This window comes from Ancylomarina sp. YFZ004 (genome assembly GCF_054254355.1).
This window is the reverse complement of the sequence record NZ_JBTCHQ010000006.1, coordinates 90,468-111,398: the sequence shown is the minus strand read 5'-3', so window position 1 is coordinate 111,398 and position 20,931 is coordinate 90,468. Positions and strand designations below refer to the sequence as shown.

Here is a 20,931-nt window from a genome sequence, read left to right as displayed (position 1 = left end):
TATTGAAGAAATAATTCAGCATTAATCACTCTATGTTGTACAATACCTGCGAATAGCGATTTGCATGACTTTTATCATTAAAGATTTTTTTCATTAATCAGGTCGATTTATTGCAATCGATATCGATGCAAAAAGTGATTTTACAGTAATCACAAGTTACCACCTAACTCACAGATGATTAACACCGTAAATCAAGAACACAAATACAAAGTTAACCACTATCACATATTGTTAATAGTAATTTTTCAAAACTCACAGCCTTTTTTTTTGAATCTAACATGAAAAATGTTCAAAAACATATTAGGATAATTCTTCCAAATTCTCTTTTTTGTGAAAAATCCTAATAGATAGAATGAAAATCATTACTTATTTTGTAGTCTATAATGTCAATTTGTCCCTATTCATATGAATTCCCAAATAAAAAACAAACAATACAGAAAGTTTTGCGCCTATGGTTTCTTAAAAAACCTAAGGTTTTTCGACGCATTTTTAATTCTGTTCCTTATTGATAAAGGCATGAGTTTTACACAAATTGGGATATTATATGCCACAAGGGAAATCATCACCAATTTATTCGAAATCCCATCTGGCTTAATTGCAGATATTTATGGTAGAAAAAAATCACTTGCCGCTGCACTTCTCATATTTACACTCTCTTTTCTTATTTTTTGGCTTTCAATCAACTTCTGGCTCTATCTATTTGCCTTTATCATCTTTGGTGTTGCAGATGCTTTCCGCTCAGGCTCTCACAAAGGCATGATGATGGATTATTTAAAGTTGAACAATTGGACCAATTATAAGTCGGAATATTATGGACACACGCGCTCCTGGTCGCAAAGGGGGTCGGCTATTTCAGCCCTATTAGCTGGGATTCTAATTTTTATTGATGGCAACTATCAGAATATCTTTATTTATTCAACTATTCCCTACGTAATCAACTTCCTTCTTATTTTAACTTACCCATCTGAGATTGATCGATCAGAGAATAAGAAGGAAGAGAGATCATTCATTAATAGCATTCAAGCTTTGTATCAAGTATTAAAGCAGAAATCAGTTTTAAAATTGCTTAGTACCTCAGCCTTTCACACCGCATATCTTAAAGCACTTAAGGACTACATCCAGGCCATTATGTTGGGGATTGCTATGCTTCTTCCAAGCCTAAGGGGCATTGATATAGATAGACAAAATGGAATTGTCATCGGCATACTCTACTTCCTTATTTATTTGCTCACAGCATATGCCTCACAATATTCATCAGTAATTTTAAAAAAGGCACCGACGAAACTCGCAACTAAAACACTACTTCTTGGTTTGTTATTCGGTTTAGCTTGTGGTGTTTTCTTTATCTATGAAATGTGGATTTGGGCATTTGTCTCATTCGCCCTTATATTTATTATCGAAAATATCCGAAAACCAATATTAACCTCCTTTGTTGCCGACAATGTGCCCAGTGAATTATTAACCTCTGTTTATTCATCACAATCTCAACTGCGAACATTATTTTCAGCTGTTATAGCTTTCGCATTTGGTGTACTTGCTGATACCTGGGGAATAGGTATTGCTCTAGTTATAGTCTCGATTAGTCTGATAATGCTTACTAGCATTATCAGTTATCGAAAAAAGGAATAAAAGTCAAAAGGTCAGAAAGTCGAAGAGCGTTGTCGGTTGTCCGTTATCGGTTAAGACCAAATTAACACATCACCATATCAACACATCACCATATCAACACATCATCAAATCACCATATCCGCACATTTTCATATCTACACATCCTCTCATCACCACATCAACTATTTCATTACTTTTGTCCAATATATTATTCGATAAATGATGAATTTCAAAACAATTCTACAAGAAGTTTACACCGACCTGTCACACATCAAAGACAAAGGTCAGTTAGCAACATACATACCTGAGTTAGCAAATGTTGATCCTGATAAATTTGGCATACACTTTTGCTCGATAGAAGGTCATCATTACGGTCTTGGCGATCATCAGGAGAAATTTTCTTGCCAAAGTATCATTAAAGTCCTGTCCTTGTGTTTGGCCTTCAATACTGTGGGTGTAAAAATATGGAAACGTGTGGGGGTTGAGCCTTCAGGCACAGCATTTAACTCTTTAGTCCAATTGGAATATGAACAAGGCATTCCACGTAACCCTTTCATTAATGCGGGTGCCATTGTTATTTGCGACATTCTTTTGAGTGGATTAGATAAACCCAAAGATGAATTTATAAGCTTCGTTCGTCAACTCGCTCATAATTCAGAAATTCACTACAACAATAAAACAGCTGCGTCCGAAAAAGCACATGGCTATAGAAATGCCGCACTCATCAACATGATGAAATCCTTTGGGAATATCAATAACCCAATTGAAATGGTTCTGGATTTCTATTATGACATCTGCTCCATTGAAATGACTTGTGAGGAATTAGCTCAAACCTTTCTAGTTTTTGCCAATAATGGCTGCATTCCTTTAACAAAAGAACGAGTGATTACAAGCAGTCAATCGAAACGTCTCAACTCCATTATGCAATGCTGTGGTTTTTACGATGAAGCCGGGGAATTCTCTTTCAAAGTTGGCTTACCTGGAAAGTCAGGAGTAGGCGGCGGTATTGTGGCTATCCATCCGGGTAAATATTCGGTAGCTGTTTGGAGCCCTCGTCTAAATAATAAAGGGAATTCCTATAAAGGCATATTAGCTCTGGAAATGCTGACGACTAAATCGGAGTTGTCTATTTTCTAGCCCAAAAGATCATCACATAATAAAGCCGCAAATCAGACATCTGACTTGCGGCATTCTCTTTTATACTATACTAAAATAACTTCTCTAGCACCTCTTTAATAGTTTCCATATCTGCATCGATATCGAATACATGCGATGGCTTAAGATAAGTCACTTCTTTTTCTCTTTTCATACGTTCTTCACCACCACCTGTAATATTTAGCATGATGCAGGCATCTTTATCAAGCTTGCCTTCTTTTACTTGCTTAACCAAAGTAGCAACTGCCACTGCTGCTGCAGGATTAATATCGTTCCCTTCAGTTTCAAGGAATAGTTTACCAGCTTCAAGAGCTTCCTCATTGCTAGCAACCAAAACATCACCTCCAGCATCTTTCATCGCATCGAATAAACCACCAGCAATTGGATAGGGAGGTTTACGATTCGAAAGCACTTTTGCATCAATCTCCTCAACTTGCTTACGAGCCAACTTATCCTCTAAAGGTAACATGGCACGAGAATCAGCTTTCCAAGCATCGTAAATTGGAAGGAATGGCGCATTTTGAGAAACCATTAGTTTCATCTTATTGGCTCCATAACGACCATCTTCAATAAACCTTAAGTTAGCTTCCCAAGCTGCAATTGCACCTGTTCCACTACCTACAGCTTGAAAGTAATAATCAGGAATCTGACCAATCTCGCTTACTGCAGAAAGAACAGTTGTTCCCATACCATCGCGACGAGCCACATTTTTCGCACCACCTTCAGCTACAAAGCCATCTAAAGCACAAGCTAAATTTGATAGGTGAATTGCATCGAAATAGTCACTACCTGATCTAGTCGCAATCAAACGAACATTATCCTTAATTGGTTCATCGAACCAAAGTGCCGATAAATTATCCTCAGGTACAGATAATAGCAATGGAATATTATTATCAGAACAGACACGAGCAAAAGCTCTGGCCGTATTACCGGCTGAAGCAACAACCAAAACCTGATCAGTAGAATTCAATCGGCCACTTACAGCATAAGCCTCAGTTTCTTTAAAAGAACATGTACGAAAGTTCGCACCTTTCTCTGGCCAATAACCACTAAAAGTGATATACAGATTATTCAAACCTAAATATTTTGCTAATCCCTCACTTTTATAAGTTGCAGGAGCTGAAGATCCTTCTAATGTTTTATGAATTGGCAACCAGTCAGAGAATTTATAAATCCCCAATGAATTGTCTTTAACTTCCAATTGTTTCTTCTCATAAATTGCTCTAATCAAAGATGGATCGCTCTCACCTGGTGCATCCAAAGTCCAACCTTCATCATCAAATCGTTTTCCTGATTTTACTGATTCCAGTTTATATTGGGTAGCTTGAAATTCTTTTGTCATGCTAGTAATAGTTTTGTTTTTTTGAAAGCCTAAAAATAGCAATTGATTATTAGATATCAATAAGTCTCAGCATATTCTATTAAATGAAAATCATAAGCGAGTAAAACCATACATAATTAGCACATTCTAGCTCATATAATCAGGCCAAATTCAATAATTTAAGATTCATTTAACAATTATTGACGTTTCAATTCATTAGATTCGCTATTTTAATTTCAATATTTTGTAATTTTCCCCTTTGAAATTTACATCTATCAAAATACACATGAAACTATTTTACATATCTCTCATTCTACTTACAGCAATTGTTTTTGGAAACTTAAACAGTCAGGCTCAAAACTTAAAGATTGATATTAAGCTTGAAAATGTCAGTGATAGTTCTGCTTATCTAGCCCACTATCTTGACGGAAGAATTTTCGCCGATGATACCACTAAGCTTATCAATGGCATTGGTTTATTTGAGACAGATAGTTTGTTAGATCAAGGGATTTACGTGGTCTACCTACCTTCACAAAAATACTTTGATCTTTTAATAGGTAATGATCAAGAATTCTCAATCGAATCGGATTCTAAAAACTTCGTAAATGAGCTTGTGATAAAAGGTTCAAAAGAGAGTGAAGCTTTTGCTGATTTTCAGAAATTCATGAAAGCTAAAACAGAGACGAGTAAAAAACTTCAGGCAGAATATAAGGATAAGCTTAAGGATGAAAAAGCTAAAGCCGAATACAGAGAACTCTTCAAAGAAGCAGATATCGAAGTAAAAGCTTATATCAAGACATTGAATGAAAAATTCCCTAAGCCTAGTTTTGTTTCAGAATTTGCCAACTTTACACTTTCTCCTGAAGCACCAGACTTTAATGATTCTATTGCTTCTGATTTTCCTGATCGTGATAAAGAAATAAAACTCAGAAATTACCTTTGGACAAAGGATCATTTTTTATCGAATCTGACTCCTGCTGACGATAGGTTTCTTCGCACACCTTTACTAAAAGACAAACTGAAATTTTTCTTCGAAAACATTCTGATCCAGTCGCGTGATTCCATTGTAAAAGAATCTGTCAAGCTGATTGAGCAGGCGCGCCCTAACAAAAAATGTTTCCAATATTACACTCAATATGCACTCAATTATGCCATTAAATCGAAGATTATGGGCATCGATGCTGCCTTTGTAGATTTGGCTAAACGTTACTATTTGAGTGGTCAGGCAACTTGGGCTGACTCAACACTAATGGCAAACATTAAAGAGAGAGTTATTAAACTGCAGTACAATTTAATTGATATGAAAGCTCAAGATTTAGCTTTGGAAACCATAGATGGTGAACATGTTAAATTACACGAAGTTGATGCCGACTATACGGTTCTCTACTTCTTTGAAACAGACTGTGGGCACTGTAAAAAAGTGACACCTCGTTTAAAGCCTGAAATTCTAGATGCATATAAAGACTTGAATGTGAAGATTATGGCGATATACACCCAACAAGAAAAAGAAGCCTGGCAAAAATACATTGAGGACAACGAGCTATACGATTTCATAAACTGTTACGATCCCAATTATCAAAGTAATTTCAGGTTATTCTATGATGTTTATTCTACCCCTACAATTTACCTTCTCGATAAGGATAAAAAAATTGTTGCAAAACGTCTAGATATTGAAAATTTAAAAGGCTTTTTAGATCATGAGAGGAAACGTAAAGCTGAAAAGTCATAAACGACTTATCAATTACTATAAAAAGCTATCCTAAATGGATAGCTTTTTTTTGAATTACATGTCAACCAAAAATAATCAGATATACGATGAATGAATATCTACACATTCTTCAAACTATTGTACATTATAGCTTACACTTATTATTTCCAGGAGCTATAGCTTGGTTTTTCTTTAGTGAGAGATGGAAAAAAGCATGGCTCATTATGCTTGCGACTATGCTAGTCGATTTAGATCATTTACTGGCTACACCCATATTCGAAGCAGGAAGATGCAGTATTGGCTTCCATCCGCTTCACTCCTATTATGCCATCGGCATCTATTTCATTATGGCATTTTTCCCGAAACTTAGAATCGTAGCGATTGGCTTACTACTGCACATGCTTACCGATTTTCAAGATTGTATTTGGACAAATCTTCTTAAATAGTAAAAACAATAAAACCCCTCGCTCTTGCATATTTGCTAATATATTAATGAACTTGAGAATAATCTGCAAGTAAAATGTTTAGGATTTACAATCCTACTCTAATACTATAACAACATACAGATGTAGATTAGAAATCCACAACCCAATACACGCCAATTACAAATCGGCGAGAACACAAAATAAAAAAAGGTGAAAACTCCAGAGTAGAGCTTTCACCTTTTTATTTAGTTTTAATCGGTCTTATTATTTCTAATTCTGATTAACCATGCTATTATCTCCACAATAACCATCAATCTCTGGCTGAAGTGTTACATGATTGATATCAAATTTTTCATCTAATACATGCTCTATCTTATGAAGAATTTCATTGACTTTACTCAGGTTTATATCTTCATTAAAACTAATATGAGCTTCAAAATTGATTTGTTTATCATCAAGCTGCCAAACATGAACGTGATGCATATTAGTCACTTCAGGAATGTTCTGTAATTCTGTATTAATAGCTTCCAAATTCACCTTTGCAGGCGCAAACTGCATCAATATTCTAACACTTTCCTTTATTAAACCCCAGCTTGAATAAACGAGATAAAGTGCAATTCCTATAGATAAAACTGAATCCACCCAAGCAACATCCCACAAATACATGGCTAATCCTCCAAGAACAACAGCTACTGATGAAATCATATCGGTAAGGAGGTGTAAATAGGCAGAGCGCATATTCATGTTATTTTTAGCATCTTTCTGAACCAGCAAAACACTCAAGCCATTCAACACAATTGACAAGCCTCCCAAAATCATAACCAATCCCGATTGCACTTCTATAGGATCAGAAAAACGAGAAATAGCTTCTTTCAATAAGAAAAAAGCAATCACAATTAATGATACAGCATTGATCAAAGCTGCTAATATCTCTGCGCGTTTATACCCATATGTCTGAGAGGGAGTCTGATCTTTCTTGGATAACTTACTTGCAAACCAGGAGATAATTAGAGCCAACACATCACTAAAATTGTGCATTGCGTCGGACATCAATGCTAAACTACCTGAAATAAAACCACCGATAACTTGAGCGAGAGTTATGCCAATATTTAAGACAATTGCTATTGCTAGATTTCTACCTTTTAAATCGCCATGATCATGCTTATGTCCGTGCTCGTGTTTATGCTCACCCATATATTTAATGTTAATATATTTTCTATTAATTATCAATAATATCCTTCTTTCCTCTTACTAATATGCTTGCCTAAAGATAAAAAGATTATCCTTATCGAAATTAAATATAAATAGAATTCAATTTTAGATAACAGACTTCAAACACCAACTTTATTTCTAACTGCAAACCAACAACTTAAGAACATTAAAAAATCAAAACCGTACATCAAAAGATAACAACAACACATATACACATTTGTAGATTCATTAATATTTCTATCTTTACCCCTATCATGAAAACTCCGAGTTATTAACAACTAAGCCTCTGGTATGTTTTAATAACCGATGGGTAATATAGGAAACTTAATTGCCTCCCGTGGACTAGATCCTAATTTGGAAAGGAGAAATATGTGATTTGGCTTCTGGGCTACATACCTCAACAGTAACAATCCCAACATGCTAAATAACAGACGACTTCAATCTTAGTTTATTATTGAGTTTTCTTAAATTTAGCAGAGTGGAAAAATTTTACAAAAATATATTATTGATAGCAGGAACGGGTCAAAATGTGGGTAAAACACTTTTTGCCAGTCAAGTCATAGCACAACATGCTGAAAACTTCCCTGTTATTAGTATTAAAATCGCTCCACACTTCCATCGACTGAATCCTGATGCACAAATCATAGAAAAGGACACTGATTATTCTATCATAAAAGAATTAAATGCTGATGGCAATAAAGATAGTCAGCGATTCTTAAATGCAGGATCAAAAGAAGTCTATTACGTTCAGTGCATGGATAATAAACTACCCCTCGTTTTTGATAAGCTTATGAAGCTCATACCAGAAGATTCACCAATCATATGCGAATCAGGAGGTTTAAGGCAAATTATAAAACCGGGTATTTTCTTAATAATTAATAAAAAAAACAATAAACAAATAAAACCCCAAGCTATAATAGATAGAGAACTTGCAGATAAATGGATCGAATTTGATGAACAAAAATTTGACTTTGATCCAATAAATCTAAAATTCTCAAAATCTGGCTGGACCATACAAAACTAACCTATGATCACTTTTAATGAAGCCCTAAAAACAGTAAAACATGCTACTAAGAAATTAGAAAAAGAGCATATTGAACTATCAAAATGTTTAAACCGTGTTCTAGCTGAAGATGTGGCATCTCCTATTGCCATTCCTCCATTTAACAAATCAGCAATGGATGGATTTGCTTGTCGACAGGCCGATTTATCAGAGACACTTGAAATACTTGAAACAATTCCTGCGGGAACTCCACCAACAAAATTTATTGGAGAGAAACAGTGTTCAAAAATAATGACTGGTGCGATGGTTCCTGAGGGTGCTGATTGCGTTATCATGGTAGAACATACTGAAACAACCGATGATAAATTTGTTCGCTTTACAGAAACAAAAACAAAAACGAACATCTGCCTCCAAGGTGAAGATATTCAAGAGAATGATGTTGTTTTAAAGAAAGGAACACGATTAAAAGCACAACACATTTCTGTGCTAGCTGAAGTTGGATGTACGCAACCGCTAGTCTATAAAAGAGTAAGAGTTGGTATAATAGCAACAGGAAGTGAATTGGTAGAACCAAGTGAAACTCCAGGTCCAACACAAATCAGGAATGTCAACTCATGGCAATTGATGGCTCAACTTGAAAAGATTGGCATCACGGGTAATTACTATGGTATCATTGCAGATTCTAAAGAAGCAACTAAAGAGGTTATTGCCAAATGTATTGAGGAGAATGATCTCCTTATTATTTCGGGTGGTGTTTCGGTAGGTGAATACGATTACATTCCACAAATCTTAAAAGAATTAGAATTTAATATTTGGTTTCATACACTAAGTGTAAAGCCAGGTAAACACACCGTATTTGCTACTCGACAAGGCAAGTATGTCTTTGCCATGCCAGGCAATCCGGTTTCATCATTTGTACAGTTCGAATTACTGGGGAAAACCTTAGTATTTCGCCTGATGGGACACGATTATTACCCAAGTATTGTTCGCTTGCCAATTTCATGCGATTACAAACGCAAAAGAGTCGATCGTTTGGAATTCATTCCCGTACGAATGAATGCCAACAATCAAGTGATCCCTGTTGAGTACAACGGATCTGCACATATTAACGCATTCACCCAAGCCGATGGTATTATGGCCATCCCAAGAGGTGTTGATGAATTTACAGAAGGAGAATTTGTACATGTTAGACAGATATAAGAGAAATATTAGTTACCTCAGAATCTCAGTCACAGACCGATGTAATCTACGCTGCACCTACTGCATGCCCGAAGATGGTATCGATCTGATGGCTCATGAAGATGTGCTGAGTTTTGAAGAAATCGTGAACTTTGTTGAAGAAGCTGTTAAAACAGGTATCACAAAGGTGCGTTTAACTGGTGGTGAGCCATTGGTTAGAAAGGGAATCGTTGAGCTTGTTGAGAGAATTGCCAATGTAAAGGGGCTTGAAGATTTAGCGCTTACTACCAATGGTATTTTACTTGAAAAATATGCCGCTGATTTAGCTAAAGCTGGACTTAAGCGCGTCAACATTAGTCTGGATACCCTTGATCCTAAAACATATCGAGAAGTCACCCGCTGTGGTGATATTGAAGATGTGTTTAAAGGTATTGAGGCATCAAAGAAAGCTGGATTAACACCTATTAAGATCAACTGTGTGCGTATGCCAGACAGTAGTGAAACGGAGTTAATTGCACTGAAAGCCTACTGTGAGTCCAATGATCTCGATTTACGTTTTATTCGACAAATGGATCTGGCAACAGGCGATTTCTCCATTGTTGAAGGTGGCGAAGGAGGAAATTGTAAAAAATGCAACCGTATTCGACTTACAGCTGATGGTAAGGTAAAACCTTGCTTATTTAATCAGAATGAATTTGATGTGAAAAAATTGGGTGCTAAAGATGCAATTAAGAGAACTATAGAAAGTAAACCTGAAGAAGGAACTAAAAACAAAATTGGGAAGTTTTATAATATTGGAGGATGATACTGATGTCTTGATTAGCTAATACGATGATGTGAAGATTAAAACATTCAATCACAAAAAAAGAATTAACTAATCGACAAACTCCTAAACATACAAATTTACTAAGCACTGATGACTAATAATAAGTTCACTCATATAGATAAAGACGGCAAAGCTAATATGGTTGATGTCGCTCATAAAGATCCACAGATTAGAGAAGCAAAAGCTTCCGGGAAAATCTTATTATCGCCAGCAACTATTGAGTTGATTCGTGATAATGATATGAAAAAAGGTGATGTATTGACCATAGCAGAAATTGCAGGTATTCAAGCTGCCAAGCAAACGAGTACCCTCATTCCTCTTTGTCATACACTAATGATTACCAAAGCTGAAGTAAAATGCAAGCTAATTGATGATGGCGTGCAGGTGAACACACGTGTTAAATGTATTGGTCAAACGGGAGTCGAAATGGAAGCCCTTACTGCTGCCAGTGTGGCCTTATTAACCATATACGACATGTGCAAAGCTGTTGACAAAAATATGATAATGGAAGCCATCAAATTAGATGAGAAAACGAAAGTTGATGTGACGATCCGATAATGTGATGATGTGGTGATATTAGTGAGTTCCATTTAAGCCAATAACTCTGATTAAACTAAGAACATTTTAGACACATTATCTCTGAATAAATTTGCAAGTTTCACTCTCTATTCCAAAATAAACGACAAGACCCAAACACACGAACTAACAAACTCGATAAAATGACTAAAGTAGATATACTCTCAGTTAATATTTCTGATAAAAAAGGGATCATTAAAAAGCCTGTACCATCAATAGAACTAAATAAAACAGGTGTGGCACAAGATGCTCATGCTGGAAATTGGCACCGTCAGGTTAGTTTGTTAGCACAGGAAAGTATTGATAGATTCTCTACTCAAGCAAAAAGAAAGATTCAATTTGGTGAGTTTGCTGAGAATATCACAACTCAGGGGATCGTTCTACACAAAACGGCTCCTCTTGACCGCTTTGTCATGGGTGAAATGGTTTTAGAAGTTACTCAGATTGGAAAAAAATGCCATGGCGATAATTGTAGTATTTTTCGTGAAATAGGAAATTGTGTAATGCCTAAAGAAGGCATCTTTTGTCGTGTTCTTAAAGGTGGTGAGTTAAAAGCTGGTGATCAACTAGAATATCAGCCTCGTATCATGAAAACCCTTATTATTACCCTTAGCGACCGTGCTAGTCGAGGTGAGTATGCGGATAAGAGTGGACCATTACTCAAAAAACTTGCTGAAGATTTCTTCAAATCAAAAAATCGCCATTTTGAAATTGAAACTTTAATTATTCCTGACAACGAAGAACAACTCAAAACAATATTAGAAAAAGCTCAAGCTGATAATTACGATATGGTTTTCACTACAGGTGGAACTGGTATTGGACCAAAGGATATCACACCTGAAGTGGTTAAACCTCTATTAACCAAAGAGATTCCTGGCATCATGGAATTGATTCGTGTGAAGTATGGTATGGAAAAAGCAAATGCCCTCGTTAGTCGTGGTATTGCAGGTGTTATGGGTAAGACTTTGATTTATACACTACCTGGCAGTCCTAAAGCCGTCAACGAGTATTGTTCAGAGATTTTCAAAACGATTGAACACTCATTATACATGCTAAATGAGCTGGATTTGCACGGATAAAACTTTTTTTTCAAAATTCTTAATCTGATTATCAAAGCATTCAAACAAATATTAAACTCAAGTGCATTTTTTATTTTGCATATGTGAATTTTCATCCTATATTTGCACCCGTTATCACAAGAGATAATGATTACAAATACTGGAGAGATGGCAGAGTGGTCGAATGCGGTAGTCTTGAAAACTATTGTGCGGCAACGTACCGGGGGTTCGAATCCCTCTCTCTCCGCCATGCAGAAATGCAACAGAAAGAAAAGCCTTGTAAACCTAACGTTTACAAGGCTTTCTTCATTTAGTGCCAACGCAATTAAACACCTAAACCTACAATAAAATGGTGTTGCGTAAGGTGTAGATTAGAAAGCTTGAAAACGCTACACCTCACTCAGGTTCTAATACACTACGATACACCCTTTTGCTCGATCAAAAAACCTCTCGTTTGCTAGTTTTGAAGAATCATTTTAAAACACTTAAAACTAGTAACAATGAGACAAACTACTTCTATTTTATTCTTTGCAAGAAAAACTACAAAACTGAAAAACGGAGAGTCTCCAATCTTTGTAAGAATTACCGTCGATGGTCAACGATTAGACATATCTCTTAAAAGAAGTATCGATTCTAAATTCTGGGATTCAAACAAAGGAAAATGTAAAGGCAGCTCTATTAAGGCAAAGGAAAACAATCGATACATTCATTTTATGGATGAAAAACTCTTGAAGATCATTAATGACCTTGAAATACAGGAAGAGCTTAGTTGTAAAAATGTAAAAGCCAGCTTAAATCAGGAAAATGATGATCATAGCATTATAAGCATTTTTCAGAAGCACAATGACAGATGTGAAAAACGTATTGGCATAGATATGGCTGAAGGTACAGTAGAGCGATACAAAACCTGTTTAAAACACACTCAGAACTTTATAAAAAATCAATATAACTTACGTGATTTACCTTTGAACAAGGTCAATCATCAATTTATTGCTGATTTTGAACATTACTTTCGAACAGAACGAAAATGTTCAACCAATACCACTTTTAAATACCTTAAGAATTTTAAGAAGATAACGAACTGGGCTCTTGCAAATGAATGGATGAGATCAGATCCTTTTGCAAAGATCAAGTTTAAGATGGAGAAGGTTGATAAAGAGTTTTTAGATGATGAAGAGTTGAATAAATTAATGAAGAAAAGTTTCGAAATCAAACGTCTTGAAATTGTTAAAGATCTCTATCTGTTTTGTTGCTTTACAGGATTAGCTTTTTCTGATGTAAAATCTCTTAGCCAAGAACACATTGTAAAAGGTATAGATGGTAATCAATGGATTAAAAGCAAAAGGCAAAAAACTAAAGTTGAATTCGAAATTCCACTTTTTAATGTTCCTAAAGCAATTCTTACCAAATACAAAAATTATCCTATTTGTAAGATTCAGCAAAAGTTATTACCTGTACCCAGTAATCAAAAGATGAATGCTTATTTAAAGGAAATAGCAGACCTATGTGGTATCAACAAAAACTTAAGTACTCACTCAGCCAGACATACATTTGCAACAACTGTTACCTTAGGCAATAATCTCAACATTAAGGCTATTTCTAAGATGATGGGACATACGAACACCAGAATGACAGAAAACTACGCTAGAGCTGGCGAAAAGCTCATTTCAAACGAGATGAGCAAGATTCAAGGTATGTATCAATATGTACAAAATTAACCTCTAATTACCCGAGCAACATAATATTGCTCGGTTGAGTTGTATTCCATGAAGTGAGTAAATGATTTAGATTGTAGTCCCAATAGGACCTATTTTAAAACACTCTTACGGCTGACTATAAATCTTATATGTGTTTTTTATTTGTTAAGAACACCCTTATTTGTCCCCCACACAGACATTCAAGTGTTTCTTTGGCTTTGGGTACAAAAACCCTTATAGACATTGCTGTCTATAAGGGTTTTGTTTTTTTGGGTCGGTAATCCTAAAACAGGCCTTAAGGCGGTTATCTGGGCTGTCCCACTATCATTTATGATTTTGCCAAATACTACAAAGAGCTTTGTATTGCCCTTTAAATCCATATTTTCAACTTTAAACCGTGTTTGTAAAAAATAATGAAAATACTTTTTACAGAAACTCTGATCTCTAGTCAATTTAATATTTCCACTTGTTGGCCAATGCCACCAACGACAACATTATCGGCACTTCAACCAAGACGCCAACAACGGTTACCAATGCCGCAGGAGATTGTAAACCAAATAATGCAATGGCAACGGCAACTGCTAATTCAAAGAAGTTACTTGCTCCAATCATTGCTGATGGTGAACAGATGGCATGTGGTAATTTTAGCTTGCGACCGCTAAACCAAGTAATAAAAAAGATGAAATAGGTTTGGATGATTAAAGGAACGGCAACGAGTAAAATAATCAATGGATTATCTGTAATTGTATTTCCCTGAAATGCAAAAAGTAAAACCAAAGTAAGCAACAATGCTAAAATAGAAACGGGCTTAATTTTTTGTAAGAAGACATCTTTAAACCAAGTTTCACCTTTTCTTCGGATTAAATTCTTGTTTGTAATATAACCAGCAACTAAAGGAACAACTACAAATATTATAACACTTGCAACTAATGTATCATAAGGAACCTGAACATCTGTGATGCCCAGTAATAATCCTACAATTGGTACAAAGGCTACTAAAATAATTAGGTCGTTTACCGATACCTGAACCAGCGTGTAGTTTGGATCACCATCTGTCAAATAACTCCATACAAAAACCATTGCGGTACAAGGGGCAGCCCCTAGTAAAATAGCACCTGCAATATATTCACCTGCTAATTCAGGACTTATAAATGCTCCATAAATTTTTGCAAAGAAAATCCATGCAAAAAATGCCATGGTAAATGGTTTGATTAACCAATTAACGATTAAGGTTAATATCAACCCCTTAGGTCTCTTACCAACATTTTTAATACTCGAAAAATCAATCTGGAGCATCATAGGGTAAATCATTAACCAAACCAAAATAGCAACAGGAATATTTACATTATAAACTTCCAATTTGCTTAAAAATAGTACACTTTCGCCTGCAAAATTCCCAATCAAAATTCCTGCTCCAATACATAAAGCCACCCATAGTGAAAGGTATTTTTCGAAAAATCCAATCTGTTTTTTCTGCTTGTTCATAATTATAGCTGGGGCTTGATTTGTTCTACATAGAATTTATTAAAACCATCTTTTATTTCATCGCGAACACGAATAAATTCACTCCAAATGAATTCGTCGGATCCTTTGGCATGTGAAGGATCGTCGAAGCCGATGTGAACTCGGTTTTTGACTTTACCCATGAATGCCGGACATGCTCCATTTGCACCACCACAAACTGTTATTACGTAATCCCATTCCAGATCTAGGTATAAGTCGACCGAATCGGAAGTGTGTTGACTAATGTCAATCCCAATTTCACCCATTGCTTTAACAGCATTTAGGTTCAATTTCCCACTGGCTTCGGTACCAGCTGAACGAACAGTAATGTTTTTGTCGAATGATTGTAGGAAGCCATGTGCCATTTGGCTACGACAGCTATTACCAGTACATAAGATTAAAATTTTCATTCTTTTTTAGTTTTTAAAGATTCTACTTGAAAGTTCTTTTACTTTATCTATCCCTATGATTTCATTTGATTGAAGTTCGATTGGGAAAAGTGGTTTATTTTGAAATAATTCCTTTGCCTTATATAGGTAGTTTTGTTGCAACTTCCATCGTTCCATGGCAAATGGATTTTGATTGCAGTCTTCATAATTGAATATATGGTTGAGCATGATACCTTGAACCTGAATACCTACTCGTTCCAAATCATTCATTGCACGATAACCTTCGTTAAGTGGTGTAAATTCAGGATAGGCAACAAGCAGAAATGTTGCTTCATTTGGGTTTTTCAACCTTTTTATCAGGTTCCCAATCTGAGTATTGGCTATACTTTCTGCACTTTCATTACCTATAGAATTATCCTTATCTATTTTTAAATCTAGCTCTTTTTTATAATCAAAAGGTAATTCTAACAAACGAAGAGTATGCCCCGTTGGAGCCGTATCCAATACAAAATAATCCCATTCCGATTCCATAAGTAATTTTGAGAACTGTTCGAATATCGCAATTTCTTCAGTGCAAGGCGATTCCAATTCTTCTTCTAATGAAGATAGTAATTCTTGAGTAGAACCATTTGCTTTTGCCTCGTTAAGAATATGGTTTTTGTAGTCTTCAACAGCTACTTTCTGATCAATATTAACAGCCCATAAGTTGTTGATAATTTCTTTTGGAATATGATTGACCTTGCAGTCGAGAACTTGTCCAATATGAGCTGCAGGATCGCTAGTAAATAATAGTGTTTTTCCCTTTTTTGCTAATTCCATAGCAAAAGAACAGGCCGTAACGGTTTTTCCCACTCCCCCTTTACCTGTCAGGACAGTTATACGACTCGATTCTTTTTTATCTAAAATATTATTTAACACACTGGCTGATGAAAATTGCTTGAAAGCCACTCTCTCTTTAAAATCACCCTGAATAGGGATGTTTTGATTCTCAAAAGCAATTTGTCCTAACAATTTAATATTATCTAAACCTTTAATTTCTGATTCTTGAAGAGGAACTTCAGAGATTTGGCTTACGAAGTTTTCTTTTAATTCATTAATATATTCTATTTGTTTTTCAGCGATATTTTTGAAAATACCCCCTGATATTCCATTATTAGGATATACCCCATTAATAATAAGTTGAAAATTCTGAATTCCTGTTTTTTCAAGTTCTTTCTTTGCACGAATGGTTTCGTAAACTGATGTCTTTTCAGGACGACTAACCAGACATACTTTAGTCTTATCAGCATCTTGCATGACCTTAACAGCGTGTGCATATTTTTTTTGCGATGCTTCAATTTGCGACACAGGACCAATGCATGTCTGACCGCTACCTTCTGCACTTTTTTGGATAAACTTATCCCATTCGCTGGGCAGTGTCATTAATCTAAGAGTATGTCCTGTTGGAGCAGTGTCAAATACAATCAAATCATATTGATCATCACTAAGGAAATCGGTAAATTTATCAAACGTGGCAATTTCAACAGTACATCCCCCGTTGAATTCTTCTTTTAACTGTTCTAATGCAAATTCATCAAGCAGGGCAGTCAAAGGTTCTAACATCCTCTTCTTGTAGGCTTCGGTTATGGTATCAGAATCCATTTGTACTAAAGATAAATTGGATGATACCAAAGTTGGATTAAGTCCTACCTCTTTATTAAAAATATCACCAAGATTTCCAGCTGGATCTGTTGAAACTAATAGCGTTCTTTTTCCTTTTTCTGATTTGTAAAGTGCTGTTGTTGCAGCCATAGTGGTTTTACCAACCCCACCTTTACCTGAAAAAAATATATATTCTGACATAGTCGTTTATTCTCCTTTATAAATCCCTGATATTTTACTCTTGATATCAAGAGCCTTTAAGCCTGGTATAAATTTGTTAATTTCATCTAAACTTGGATATTTTTGCTCCTGAATAATCTTATTATCAAGTATTGTCAATGGAAGATTACCAACGCCATTTTCCTTAATATATGTACTCACCAGCGGATTATTGATGAAAGCTTGTGGTGATTGATTGATCGCATAACGATTAACTTCAACATCAAGTTGTTTTAATAAATTTATAGTGTTTTGTAGTTCAATTAGTGCTTTGTCAGGCGCTGGTCCACATACTCCACTTGAGCAACAAAGTGCCGGTTCAAAAATCTCTATTATCATATCTGTAAAAGTTTTATAATTATCGTTTTCTTATTCACACTTATAATCAAGTGTTTCAATACTATCAAGAAGAGCAGTAACAGACTGTTTTAGTTCGTTTAATTTTATAGGATTAAGACAGTATTTAGTTTTTGCACCTTCAGTATGTCCAACAATTAAGCCTATTGCTTTAAGCTCTTTTATATGTTGGTTAACAGTGGTTCTTCCAAGAGGTAATTCGTCTGAAATATCACCTGTGATACAAGACTTAGATTCTGCTAAGAATTGCAAAATCTGTAATCGAGCCGGATGAGCCAATGCCTTAAAATAGCATGCATTTTCAGTTAATTCACTTTTAAATAATTCTGTTTTAGATTGTACCATGGTATAAATATTTGACGCAAATATACGTCAAACATTTGTATTGACGTAATAATACGTCATTAAATGTTTTGGATTGTGAACAAAGGGTGTTGTAAAACAAGCAGTGGATTCGAATCAATTGGATAATTATTGGTGATGCACATGCAGGTGAGTGGCACAGACAGATTTGTCTATTAGCGCAAGAAAGGATTGAGAAAGCAGAAAGGATTGCCGGTGCCAAATTCCCTCCGGGATCCTTTACTGAAAATATAACAAGCTCTGGTATAGAATTACACAGAACTTTAATTCTTGACCGTATTGAAAGTAAAAATGTGATACTCGAAGTTACACCAATAGGCAAAAAGTGTATGCTAGATTGGTAAAATCAAGGGTAACTGCATAATCCCGCTAGAAGGTATATTTTGTAAGGGCATAAAAGGGAGTAGAATCATTCCGGGGGACAAGTTTATATGGAAAAAAAATACTATTGGCTAAGAATTGCTGAACCAACAAAAATGTCGGATGAGCCCAAGTTTTAAAACAAGTGACATATTCGTTTTATTCTTTTTTAAAGAATACCATTTATATAAACTACGCATGAAAATAAGTACAAGCCCTTTAATCTAAAAGGACTTGACTTATTCTTTCATAATGAAGTTATATGCTTTTTCACCTCTTAAATAATCAGCCAAACCTATAAGACCATCAGTCAAATATTTTACTTTGTAACCTTTAGTTTTCAGATATGTCATAGCAATGATTGCTCGGTCTTTATGTGGACAAGCTGTTACAATAATTTTAGTTTTATCTAGTCTGTCAAGATTATTTGGCAGTTCAGCCAAGGGAATGCTAATTGCAAAGGGCATATTCCATGATTGAAATTCTTCGGCAAAACGTATATCAATAAGCTGAACCTTATCAGCTTTTAATAATTGAACCAACTGCTTACTTTCAATTTTCATCTCTTTTCGTGAAGCGTAGTCAAAACTTAGTAGATAATCATCTAAGGATTGTTCTTGGGCATCTACGGTAAATGGGATAACACATAAAAGAATAACTAAAAACGGAATAAAACTTCTCATATTTATTTGGATTGTTGGATTGACTTAATTAATTCTTTTGTTGAAATATAACCAGAATGCCTAAAAAACTCTTTCCCCTTTTTATTAAGAAGTACTTGTGTAGGAATGACTGCAATTCCGTAGTATTCCATTAGGATTTGACTTTCAGGTTCTAATATATTTAGGAAAACAACATTAATTTTTTCGGAATAATCTGAGCGTATGTCTTCCGTAACTACTTCTATTTTCCGACAGGCAGAACAGCCTTTTGCACCAAATTCAAGAAAAGTTACTTCGTAGCTTGAATGGTTTTCTGCATAATTGAATAGTGAGTCAATTAACGCATCGCCCGTACTTAGCAATTCAGGCGATGCATTATTTATCATTGTTTTTGATAAAAACTGGTTTAGCTTATCTTTTGTAGCAAAGCCTATAATTATTAGTGTAAATAGGGCTACAAAAATAAACCACGGAAGAATTTTATTAACCATCGTTTACGGTTTAATTTTTTGAAATAAACCCATCAACCTGGTTTGATATATCTCTGAAATCTGGGTTTCATGCTCGCCGATGGGTTTTAGAGGAATCAGGTCGATGACTTGTTCTGACGATAGCTCTGATTTGTACATTAAATTTAATGCGGCTTGCAAGGTTTGATGGATCGTGTCAGCACTTTCTTCCTGGGTCAGCCCCATATCAGCCCCAAGTCTCTCCATTTCTTTCCACTGGAACCAGAAATAAGTGGGTAGCATGGCCGAGACGAGCGCATAAGCTTCTAGTTTAGATTCCTCAACTTCAAAGGTTTTTCCTAAAGTTGATAGCAATTCTAATAACGTTTTTTTTTCGAATGAAGAAAATTCAGTAGAAAACGAAAGAGGGTTATAACCTTCATTGATGTATGAAGTTGCATTGGGAATCATTCGGGCAATGTTTTTTGTTTCCAGTTTGGTAGAAATTTTCTCGATGCTGATTTTTGGAGCTAAAGAGACCACCTGTGTTATTTCTGAAACCGATGTTTTAATTTGTTCCAAAGTTTCCATTATAACAGGTGGGTGCAAGGCAATAACAACAATATCTTGCTTTGCTGCTAATTCGCATTCATCAGTCATTTGAATTTTCGGGAACTGTTTTCTAAGTTCATTTAACGCATCCAAATTTATGTCGCAAACGACAACTGATGGAAAAGTGATCTGTGAATTTTGAAATGCTTGCAAAAAAATCTTGGTAATTCTTCCACCACCAATAAAACCTAATGATTTTGTTTCCATGATTTTAGTTTTTTTTAATTAAAAAATGATCTTCGCTTTATCATAAATCTTTTGAATATTCTCATCATTAGCTGGCGATTGCCCCTTTGCTAAGCCTTGTTCAGTAACCACTAGATGTTTATAGTTGGTAAATTCATGTTGCTCCATCATACGTTTACCACAACTGGTTGGGCAACCATCAATTACTAAAAGATTTTTTGTTTTAAAGTTTTCTATTGACTTTTCAATTCCTGCTCCAATTATTGACAAGCAACTCATTTTTCTCTCGCCTCCAATATGTAGCATTCTAGCCACTTTATCTGAAATTAGTCCAACATCAGCAGCTCCAGAACAAGCCATAACGATTTTATTGCCTGCACCACATGAACAGTTTTCTTTTTTATCTTCCATTTTGTTTTATT

The 20,931-nt window shown here is 35.3% G+C and carries 22 protein-coding genes, 1 tRNA gene and 1 riboswitch; of the genes, 12 read left to right on the top strand and 11 right to left on the bottom strand.

Annotated features, from left to right (window positions below):
- The first annotated feature begins 405 nt into the window (after nucleotides 1-405).
- Together ACXR6G_RS11320 and ACXR6G_RS11315 are read left to right on the top strand one after the other, a co-directional pair.
- Nucleotides 406-1,629 carry an MFS transporter gene (locus ACXR6G_RS11320; protein ID WP_458361540.1) on the top strand — a complete coding sequence of 408 codons (1,224 nt, stop codon included), beginning with the start codon at nucleotides 406-408 and terminating at the stop codon, nucleotides 1,627-1,629.
- Nucleotides 1,630-1,827: 198 nt separating this feature from the next.
- Nucleotides 1,828-2,745, top strand: coding sequence for a glutaminase (locus ACXR6G_RS11315; protein ID WP_458361539.1), 918 nt, complete (start codon nucleotides 1,828-1,830; stop codon nucleotides 2,743-2,745).
- Between the two features lie 70 nt (nucleotides 2,746-2,815).
- On the opposite strand, the gene ACXR6G_RS11310 is transcribed toward ACXR6G_RS11315, so the two are convergent.
- The gene (locus ACXR6G_RS11310) at nucleotides 2,816-4,105 is read right to left on the bottom strand and encodes a cysteate synthase (protein ID WP_458361538.1); all 1,290 of its coding nucleotides are present in this window, start codon (nucleotides 4,103-4,105) and stop codon (nucleotides 2,816-2,818) included.
- 265 nt (nucleotides 4,106-4,370) lie between these two features.
- Between ACXR6G_RS11310 and ACXR6G_RS11305 the strand changes: the two genes are divergently transcribed.
- Together ACXR6G_RS11305 and ACXR6G_RS11300 are read left to right on the top strand one after the other, a co-directional pair.
- Nucleotides 4,371-5,813 (top strand): thioredoxin-like domain-containing protein, encoded by a 1,443-nt coding sequence (locus ACXR6G_RS11305; RefSeq protein ID WP_458361537.1) that lies wholly within the window; start codon nucleotides 4,371-4,373, stop codon nucleotides 5,811-5,813.
- Between the two features lie 86 nt (nucleotides 5,814-5,899).
- Nucleotides 5,900-6,238, top strand: a complete 339-nt coding sequence (locus tag ACXR6G_RS11300) for a DUF6122 family protein (RefSeq protein ID WP_458361536.1) — start codon at nucleotides 5,900-5,902, stop codon at nucleotides 6,236-6,238.
- A gap of 249 nt (nucleotides 6,239-6,487) precedes the next feature.
- Here the strand turns inward: ACXR6G_RS11300 and ACXR6G_RS11295 are convergent, their stop codons facing one another.
- Nucleotides 6,488-7,411, bottom strand: a complete 924-nt coding sequence (locus tag ACXR6G_RS11295; protein WP_458361535.1) for a cation diffusion facilitator family transporter — start codon at nucleotides 7,409-7,411, stop codon at nucleotides 6,488-6,490.
- A 268-nt stretch (nucleotides 7,412-7,679) separates the two neighbouring features.
- Nucleotides 7,680-7,810: riboswitch (molybdenum cofactor riboswitch) on the top strand.
- Between the two features lie 97 nt (nucleotides 7,811-7,907).
- Here ACXR6G_RS11295 and ACXR6G_RS11290 point away from each other — a divergent pair.
- The 7 genes from ACXR6G_RS11290 (at nucleotide 7,908) to ACXR6G_RS11260 (ending at nucleotide 13,789) form a co-directional block, all read left to right on the top strand.
- Nucleotides 7,908-8,453 carry a hypothetical protein gene (locus ACXR6G_RS11290; RefSeq protein ID WP_458361534.1) on the top strand — a complete coding sequence of 182 codons (546 nt, stop codon included), beginning with the start codon at nucleotides 7,908-7,910 and terminating at the stop codon, nucleotides 8,451-8,453.
- A gap of 3 nt (nucleotides 8,454-8,456) precedes the next feature.
- A complete protein-coding gene (locus ACXR6G_RS11285) occupies nucleotides 8,457-9,632 on the top strand; it encodes a molybdopterin molybdotransferase MoeA (RefSeq protein WP_458361533.1) in 1,176 nt (391 codons plus the stop codon).
- Nucleotides 9,589-10,416, top strand: a complete 828-nt coding sequence (locus ACXR6G_RS11280; RefSeq protein WP_458361532.1) for a GTP 3',8-cyclase MoaA — start codon at nucleotides 9,589-9,591, stop codon at nucleotides 10,414-10,416. The genes ACXR6G_RS11285 and ACXR6G_RS11280 overlap by 44 nt, the downstream gene beginning before the upstream one ends.
- Before the next feature lie 111 nt (nucleotides 10,417-10,527).
- On the top strand, nucleotides 10,528-10,995 hold the full coding sequence (gene moaC / locus ACXR6G_RS11275) for a cyclic pyranopterin monophosphate synthase MoaC (RefSeq protein WP_458361531.1): 468 nt from the start codon (nucleotides 10,528-10,530) through the stop codon (nucleotides 10,993-10,995).
- Nucleotides 10,996-11,156: 161 nt separating this feature from the next.
- Nucleotides 11,157-12,092, top strand: coding sequence for a molybdenum cofactor synthesis domain-containing protein (locus ACXR6G_RS11270; protein WP_458361530.1), 936 nt, complete (start codon nucleotides 11,157-11,159; stop codon nucleotides 12,090-12,092).
- Nucleotides 12,093-12,233: 141 nt separating this feature from the next.
- Nucleotides 12,234-12,321 (top strand) — tRNA-Ser (locus ACXR6G_RS11265).
- A gap of 250 nt (nucleotides 12,322-12,571) precedes the next feature.
- Nucleotides 12,572-13,789, top strand: a complete 1,218-nt coding sequence (locus ACXR6G_RS11260) for a site-specific integrase (protein ID WP_458361529.1) — start codon at nucleotides 12,572-12,574, stop codon at nucleotides 13,787-13,789.
- A 432-nt stretch (nucleotides 13,790-14,221) separates the two neighbouring features.
- Here the strand turns inward: ACXR6G_RS11260 and arsB are convergent, their stop codons facing one another.
- The 5 genes from arsB to ACXR6G_RS11235 are packed head-to-tail and all read right to left on the bottom strand — an operon-like array spanning nucleotide 14,222 to nucleotide 18,222.
- Nucleotides 14,222-15,253 (bottom strand): ACR3 family arsenite efflux transporter, encoded by a 1,032-nt coding sequence (gene arsB / locus ACXR6G_RS11255; RefSeq protein WP_458361528.1) that lies wholly within the window; start codon nucleotides 15,251-15,253, stop codon nucleotides 14,222-14,224.
- Nucleotides 15,254-15,255: 2 nt separating this feature from the next.
- Entirely contained in the window at nucleotides 15,256-15,681 is a 426-nt protein-coding gene (locus ACXR6G_RS11250) for an arsenate reductase ArsC (RefSeq protein ID WP_458361527.1), read from the bottom strand.
- 6 nt (nucleotides 15,682-15,687) lie between these two features.
- Nucleotides 15,688-17,502, bottom strand: coding sequence for a TRC40/GET3/ArsA family transport-energizing ATPase (locus ACXR6G_RS11245; RefSeq protein WP_458361526.1), 1,815 nt, complete (start codon nucleotides 17,500-17,502; stop codon nucleotides 15,688-15,690).
- Between the two features lie 6 nt (nucleotides 17,503-17,508).
- A complete protein-coding gene (gene arsD, locus ACXR6G_RS11240) occupies nucleotides 17,509-17,859 on the bottom strand; it encodes an arsenite efflux transporter metallochaperone ArsD (RefSeq protein ID WP_458361525.1) in 351 nt (116 codons plus the stop codon).
- A 30-nt stretch (nucleotides 17,860-17,889) separates the two neighbouring features.
- Nucleotides 17,890-18,222: an ArsR/SmtB family transcription factor gene (locus ACXR6G_RS11235; RefSeq protein WP_458361524.1), complete on the bottom strand. Its 333-nt coding sequence runs from the start codon at nucleotides 18,220-18,222 to the stop codon at nucleotides 17,890-17,892.
- 107 nt (nucleotides 18,223-18,329) lie between these two features.
- On the opposite strand from ACXR6G_RS11235, the gene ACXR6G_RS11230 reads away from it, so the two are divergent.
- Nucleotides 18,330-18,584 carry an MOSC domain-containing protein gene (locus ACXR6G_RS11230; protein ID WP_458361702.1) on the top strand — a complete coding sequence of 85 codons (255 nt, stop codon included), beginning with the start codon at nucleotides 18,330-18,332 and terminating at the stop codon, nucleotides 18,582-18,584.
- A 255-nt stretch (nucleotides 18,585-18,839) separates the two neighbouring features.
- On the opposite strand, the gene ACXR6G_RS11225 is transcribed toward ACXR6G_RS11230, so the two are convergent.
- Genes ACXR6G_RS11225 through ACXR6G_RS11210 form a run of 4 tightly spaced genes read right to left on the bottom strand, consistent with a single transcriptional unit; the run spans nucleotide 18,840 to nucleotide 20,920 of the window.
- Complete coding sequence (locus ACXR6G_RS11225) at nucleotides 18,840-19,283, bottom strand: rhodanese-like domain-containing protein (protein WP_458361523.1); 444 nt, start codon at nucleotides 19,281-19,283, stop codon at nucleotides 18,840-18,842.
- 2 nt (nucleotides 19,284-19,285) lie between these two features.
- Nucleotides 19,286-19,753: a thioredoxin family protein gene (locus tag ACXR6G_RS11220; RefSeq protein WP_458361522.1), complete on the bottom strand. Its 468-nt coding sequence runs from the start codon at nucleotides 19,751-19,753 to the stop codon at nucleotides 19,286-19,288.
- A gap of 3 nt (nucleotides 19,754-19,756) precedes the next feature.
- Nucleotides 19,757-20,530 carry a pyrroline-5-carboxylate reductase family protein gene (locus ACXR6G_RS11215; RefSeq protein ID WP_458361521.1) on the bottom strand — a complete coding sequence of 258 codons (774 nt, stop codon included), beginning with the start codon at nucleotides 20,528-20,530 and terminating at the stop codon, nucleotides 19,757-19,759.
- Nucleotides 20,531-20,548: 18 nt separating this feature from the next.
- Nucleotides 20,549-20,920 (bottom strand): putative zinc-binding protein, encoded by a 372-nt coding sequence (locus ACXR6G_RS11210; RefSeq protein WP_458361520.1) that lies wholly within the window; start codon nucleotides 20,918-20,920, stop codon nucleotides 20,549-20,551.
- Nucleotides 20,921-20,931: the final 11 nt, after the last annotated feature.